Annotated in this window: 5 protein-coding genes; 4 read left to right on the forward strand and 1 reads right to left on the reverse strand. The window is 59.5% G+C overall.

Annotated elements, in window-relative coordinates; genetic code table 11:
• The first annotated feature begins 225 nt into the window (after positions 1–225).
• Complete coding sequence (gene rpsR, locus BGIM_RS0115155; protein ID WP_020470602.1) at positions 226–468, forward strand: 30S ribosomal protein S18; 243 nt, start codon at positions 226–228, stop codon at positions 466–468.
• A gap of 93 nt (positions 469–561) precedes the next feature.
• The gene (locus BGIM_RS0115160) at positions 562–1,044 is read left to right on the forward strand and encodes a DinB family protein (RefSeq protein ID WP_020470603.1); all 483 of its coding nucleotides are present in this window, start codon (positions 562–564) and stop codon (positions 1,042–1,044) included.
• A gap of 527 nt (positions 1,045–1,571) precedes the next feature.
• On the opposite strand, the gene BGIM_RS50480 is transcribed toward BGIM_RS0115160, so the two are convergent.
• Entirely contained in the window at positions 1,572–2,621 is a 1,050-nt protein-coding gene (locus tag BGIM_RS50480; RefSeq protein ID WP_020470604.1) for a peptidase MA family metallohydrolase, read from the reverse strand.
• A gap of 336 nt (positions 2,622–2,957) precedes the next feature.
• Here BGIM_RS50480 and BGIM_RS0115170 point away from each other — a divergent pair, with 336 nt between their 5' ends.
• Positions 2,958–3,626: a PEP-CTERM sorting domain-containing protein gene (locus tag BGIM_RS0115170; protein WP_020470605.1), complete on the forward strand. Its 669-nt coding sequence runs from the start codon at positions 2,958–2,960 to the stop codon at positions 3,624–3,626.
• 284 nt (positions 3,627–3,910) lie between these two features.
• Complete coding sequence (locus tag BGIM_RS0115175) at positions 3,911–5,665, forward strand: DUF885 domain-containing protein (RefSeq protein ID WP_020470606.1); 1,755 nt, start codon at positions 3,911–3,913, stop codon at positions 5,663–5,665.
• The last annotated feature ends 26 nt before the right edge of the window (positions 5,666–5,691 follow it).

Consider the following 5,691-nt stretch of genomic DNA (forward strand, 5'->3'; position numbering starts at 1 on the left):
GCCGCCGGACGGCAAGATGAAACTCACGGAGGCCGAGAAGAAGAAGATTCAAGAATGGATTCTTGCCGGGGCGAAATAATCTCCGGCCGATCCCCCGAGCCGGAAATGAGTCTTATTCTCTGGCGTTTGTTGTTTTCTTCGGGTGGCCAACCGCTGGCCGGGTTTCTACACTCTCACTTCCGATAATTTTCACACGCACGCATTGAACCGGCTGGATGGCATCGCATGATCCGGAAGAAACTGGGACGGAACAAGAAGAACCGCTGTCGCTTTTGCACCAAGGAAGGCTGTCCCCGGCCGGCCTTCGTGGACTACAAGGATGTTGGCAGCATCAAGAAAATGTGCACGAATCAAGGCAAGTTGTACAGCCGCAAGCGGACGGGCACCTGCTCCACCTACCAACGGGCGCTTGGCGTTGCCATCAAGCGGGCCCGCTTCATGGGCCTTCTGGCCTACGTCGGCGAGTAAGCTGACAAGCAGCATTCCAATTCACGCATCCCGGCCGGACTTGCCTCGTCGCATGTTCTTGCCGGGATTGGTGTTTTTCCCCCCGAGGTTCTGATGACCGCGAACGACCTGCTCGTGAACGCTTATCAGACGGCCGGCAAACTGATCCACGTTTCCGTGGACGACCTGACGCCGGAGGAGTTTGCCGCCCAGCCCGTCGCCGGGGCAAATTCCGTGGCGTGGATCGTCGGCCACTTGGCGAAAGCCCTCTCGGGTAGCGTGACCAAACTCGGCGGCGAGGCCCCGGCCATCTCCCCCGAACTCGCGGCCAAGGTCCGCGTCACCGGGCAAAAAGCCGACGCGCAAACGGATGTCGGTGACCCGAAGGAATTGTTGCGATTGTTTGACGAAGCGCTGGCCGGCCTGCTTCCGCTGCTGCGGGCGTTGACGCCGGAAAAAATGGCCGAACCCCGCACCGGCCCGATGTTCGCCACCAACCAAGGCGAAGCCATCCTCTTCGGGGCCACCCACATCGTGATCCATGCGGGCCAAATCTCCCTGCTTCGCCGGGCCTTGGGCAAACCGCCTCGGGTTTAGGGTTTAGGGTTTAGGGTTTAGGGTTTAGGGTTTAGTCCGAGCCTGAAGCGTCAGCGAGGGCCACGCTTCTTGTGTTGTGAGTCGTCGACTGAGGTATGATGCCTCCCCGTTGAAACCTTTAAAGTTGAGTTTTTGGTTTTCAAAGGTGGTATTGGCGAGCCGAGCTCCGTAAGGAGCCGGGTGGCTTGCTGTGGTTGAACCGCCTCCCCTTCACTCAGCCAGACTCAAACCCGTGGCTAAGGCACCTTCCCTGCCGGAAGCCACCCGGCTCCTGACGGAGCTCGGCTCGCCAATACCAAGAACACCCTTTTGAAATCAAAAATCGCAACATTAAAAGTTGAAGCGTAGCCCTCGCTGACGCTTCAGGCTCGGAAAGAATCACAACGTGCGCTTGTGGTCCCGGATTCAAATAACCGCCACATGCTTCATGCGAAAAAGACGCAAGGGGTTGCCTCGTCGAATGATGAGGCAACCCCTTGCGTCTTTTCCTAAACCCTAAACCCTATCTCCCAAACCCTAAACCCTAATTACCGATACGGCACGGCTTCTGGCGGCAGCAAGATCGCGGCCGGGGTGTAGACCTTGGACGGGGCGGCGGGGGCCGGTCCCAGGTTGCTGTCTGGTTTGGCGACGGGTTCGGCCGTCTTGGCTCGGGGACGGTTCCAGCCGATTTCCGTGGTGGCCGGGCGGTCGTAATCACCCGAGGGGGAGGCACCGCGAGACACGGGAATCGGGTCAAAGGAGGGCCGAACTGGAGGGGCGGTGTCGAACATCACCAGCTTGGTGTCCTTGTCCCGGTTGCTGCCGCCAAGGGAAGGAGCGGGAGGCGTGCGAACCACGGCCTCGCCACGGGCCACTTTCCGCAGGTGATCGAGCCACGCTTGTTCGAGTGTGTCCACGTTGCGGAAGTTGTAAACTTCTTTGGCCGCCTTGTCCCAGCCGTCATGCAGGCCCATGCCGATGAACGTGAGGAAGGTCTGACGGTCGCTTTGTTCGACAAGGAACTTCGTCACCGAGTAGCCTTGGGCGTACAGCGTCATCACTTGCCGGGGGTATTCCTTCATCTGGAACAGGGCCTTGAGCTGGATGCCTTCGCCCGAGTTCAGAATCTGCTTGCAAAGCTTGTCGTGCCGGGTCCGTTCGAGGTCGTCCTCGGAGTAGACCGAGCCCCCTTCGTCCGCCCAGCGGGGGACGGGCTGACGGAAGTGATGGGCGAAAACCGTATGGGTGATTTCGTGGGGGAGAACGCTGTTCTTCAGGCGTTCCCGAGCCCCTTCGATTTGCATTTCTTGGCTGACCTGACCGTTGTTGAAGTCGAAGGTCGTCGCGCCGCCGGCGCCGTTGTTGGTCACGGTCACCCGCAGCCGACAGGGGGAACGCCAGTTCGGCATCTCCTTGCCGAGCCATTCCATCGCCTTGGTCTTGCGGTAATGCTCCGCAAGCCGGGCGAATTCCTCGGCATCGTCCGTGCGAGCCGTTTCCACAATGAAGTTGGTCGTCTTCACGACCGCCGCGTTGGCTCCCGCCGTCATGGCGAGGACCGCAACCAGAGCGCCGATGTATCGTCGGGTGGCCATCCTTAGGTACTCCCGTTGCCGCCATGATGTCGGGGGGGTTGGAACCACGACGGCGAAACTCTAACCGCAAAGCCCGCGCCGTGACGGGAGTGCAAAAAGAATCTCCGTGGAAAGACAGGCGCAACCTGCCGATCCTGCGAGTGTTGCGGAAACAACATGTCATTCCATGCGTGCCGTGGCCGGTTCGGAATTGTAAGTTTTTCATCGACAAAATATGCAATCGTTCCAAGTCTTACAATTCGCATAAACAACCCAATCGTCTGGTCTGGACTTTTCGTCATAATCGGTCGATAATCCTCCCGCCTACGCCCAAAAACCCTCCCGGAGAAATCACCCGTGCGACACGGATTATCCACGATACTAACGGTCGGACTCCTCGCGTTCCTTCAACCGGCCCTTCAAGCGGCCGACCCGGTTTTCGGCGGCCAGATTTTTGGCGACCTGTCTTCCGCCGACCCCTCCAAAGATGGCTCGGCCGCGAATTTCACGGCCGCCGGTTCCTTCTCAACCAGCAGCCAGCCGTTCATCCTCGGCCAAGTCAGCTTCCTGGCCGGCGGCGAGAGCAAGGCGTATGTGTTCACCGCCGGTCTCCAAGTGACCGGCTCGGACGGGATCGATTACGCCGCGTTCTTCTCCACTCCAGTTCCGGTGGTTGACGCCTCTTCGGGAACCCACTTTGCTGAAGCACTGGTCTTCCAAGGCCACCCCTCGGACACGGCCAGCATCAACGGGAAAACCTACCAGCTCGAACTCGAAGGCGTCACCCAAGGCAACACCTACACCAACCCGCAAAGCATGTTGATCTCCTCCGGCGGCGACAATCAGGCCACCGGCACCCTCTGGGGCAAAGTGATCGACGTGACCCCGCAGGACACCGACTGCTGCACCACCCACCAGCACTGCCACGAAACCCCGGAGCCGGCGACGTGGCTTTTGGCCGCCGTCGGCGTGATCGGCGGGTTGGGCTATCAGTGGCGGCGCCGGATGGTTGGGGCGAGTGCGTAAGCAACATCAGTCAGAATTGGCAAGCCGGGTCGCGTGAGCGCCCGGAGACTGTCACACTTCATTCGCTCAAAGCCACTAACCAGAACCGGCGAGCCGGGTCGCGTGAGCGCCCGGAGACTGCCACACTTCATTCGCTCAAAGCCATTGAAGTGTGACGATCTCCGGGCGCTCACGCGACCCGGCTCGCCGGTCTTCATTTGCGGAGAGTTGTTTCCTGCTGGCCTTCCTTTTCCCCGCCGGGTATCCTGCCCGTAGCCTCTCCCGACTCTTGACATCGGATACCCATGCGACAATTTCCCCGCCGTGGCCCGGCCGGATGGCTTCTGGCCGTGGCGCTGCTTCTCAATGCCTCTTCCTTGCGGGCAGATGAACCGGCGAAGAGCCTGTTTGCGGAGGCGGTTGACCGCTATTACAGCGCGCTCTTTATGTGGGACCCCACCCAGGCGACTTATGCCGGGATTCATGACTTCGATCACCTGTTGCCGGCGCTGGATGCCAAGTCCGTCGCCAACCGGGTGACTACCCTCAAAATCGGCGAGGCGATTTTCAAGCAGCTCCGCGACGGCAAGCTCACCGAGGCCGAGGAGATTGACGCGGAGATTTTGGCCAACACGATCAAGGCCGAACTGCTGGAGCTTGAGACCGTCCGCGACTGGAAGCGGAACCCGGTGATATATCTCGGCAAACCGGCGGAGTCGATGGACCTGCTGATGAAGCGGACCTATGCCCCGCCGGAAGTTCGGCTGAAATCTGTCATCGGTCGGTTGAAGGCCACCCCGGCGTTGTTCAAGGCGATGAAGGAAAACATCGAGAACCCGCCGAAGGAATTCGCTGATCTCGGGTTGATCGTCGCCAAGGGGTCCGTCTCGTTCTTCAAGACCGATTTACCCCTTTGGGCCAAAACAGCCGCCGGGAAAGATGAAAAATTGCTGGCCGAATTCACGGCCGCCAATGCCGCCGTCCTCAAGGAGTTTGAAGAGGCCGCCGTGTGGGTGGAAAAGGATTTACTGCCAAGGGCAAAGGGAAGTTACGCCATCGGGGCCGATGCCTTCATGAAGAAGCTGGCCTATGAAGAGATGCTGGACATCCCGCTCAAGAAGCTGCTGGCCATCGGCGAAGCCAACTTGAAGAAAGATCGCGAAGCCTTCATCGCCACCGCCAAGCTGATCGACCCGAAACTGACCCCGGCCGAAGTGTTGACCCGTCTGGGGGACGATCACCCGAAGCCGGATGATCTAGTGGCCGCCACGCGCGGCACCATCGAACGCACCAAGCGGTTTCTGGTTGACAAGAAAATCATCTCCATCCCCTCCGAAGTGCTTCCCACGATCGCGGAGACTCCCCCCTTTGCCCGCACCGGCGGCTTTGCCTCGATGGACACGCCCGGTGCCTACGAAACCAAGGCGACCGAGGCGTTCTACTATGTCACCCCGCCGGAAAAGGATTGGGAGCAAAAGCGCCAGACCGAACACATGCGGCAGTTCAACCGTTTGGGGATGGACATCATCACCATCCACGAGGCCTACCCCGGCCACTACATGCAGTTCCTTTACTCGAAGCAATTCCCCACCAAAGTGCGCAAGCTGTACACTTGCGGCACCAATGTCGAAGGCTGGGCGCATTACACCGAGCAAATGATCGTGGACGAAGGCTACGGCAACAACGACCCGAAGATCCGGCTCTCCCAACTCAGCGAGGCTTTGTTGCGAGATTGCCGTTACGTCGTCGGCATCAAGTTGCACACGGAAGGCTGGACGGTGGAGCAGGGGAAGAAGTTCTTCATCGAAGAGGGTTTGATCGAACCGGAAGTCGCCTTCCAAGAAACCCGCCGGGGAACCTACAACCCGACCTACCTCTACTACACCCTCGGCAAGCTCCAAATCCTGAAGCTCCGCGACGATTACAAAAAGGCCAAGGGGGAAAAATTCAGCCTGCAAACCTTCCACGACGAATTCGTGAAACAAGGCGGCACCCCGATCAAGCTCATCCGCAAACTGATGCTGCCGGGCGACACAGGGCCGACATTGCCGGTGGAATGACCAAGCGAAACCCGCCAGTCCCTTCT

The organism is Zavarzinella formosa DSM 19928 (genome assembly GCF_000255705.1).
Taxonomy (GTDB): domain Bacteria; phylum Planctomycetota; class Planctomycetia; order Gemmatales; family Gemmataceae; genus Zavarzinella; species Zavarzinella formosa.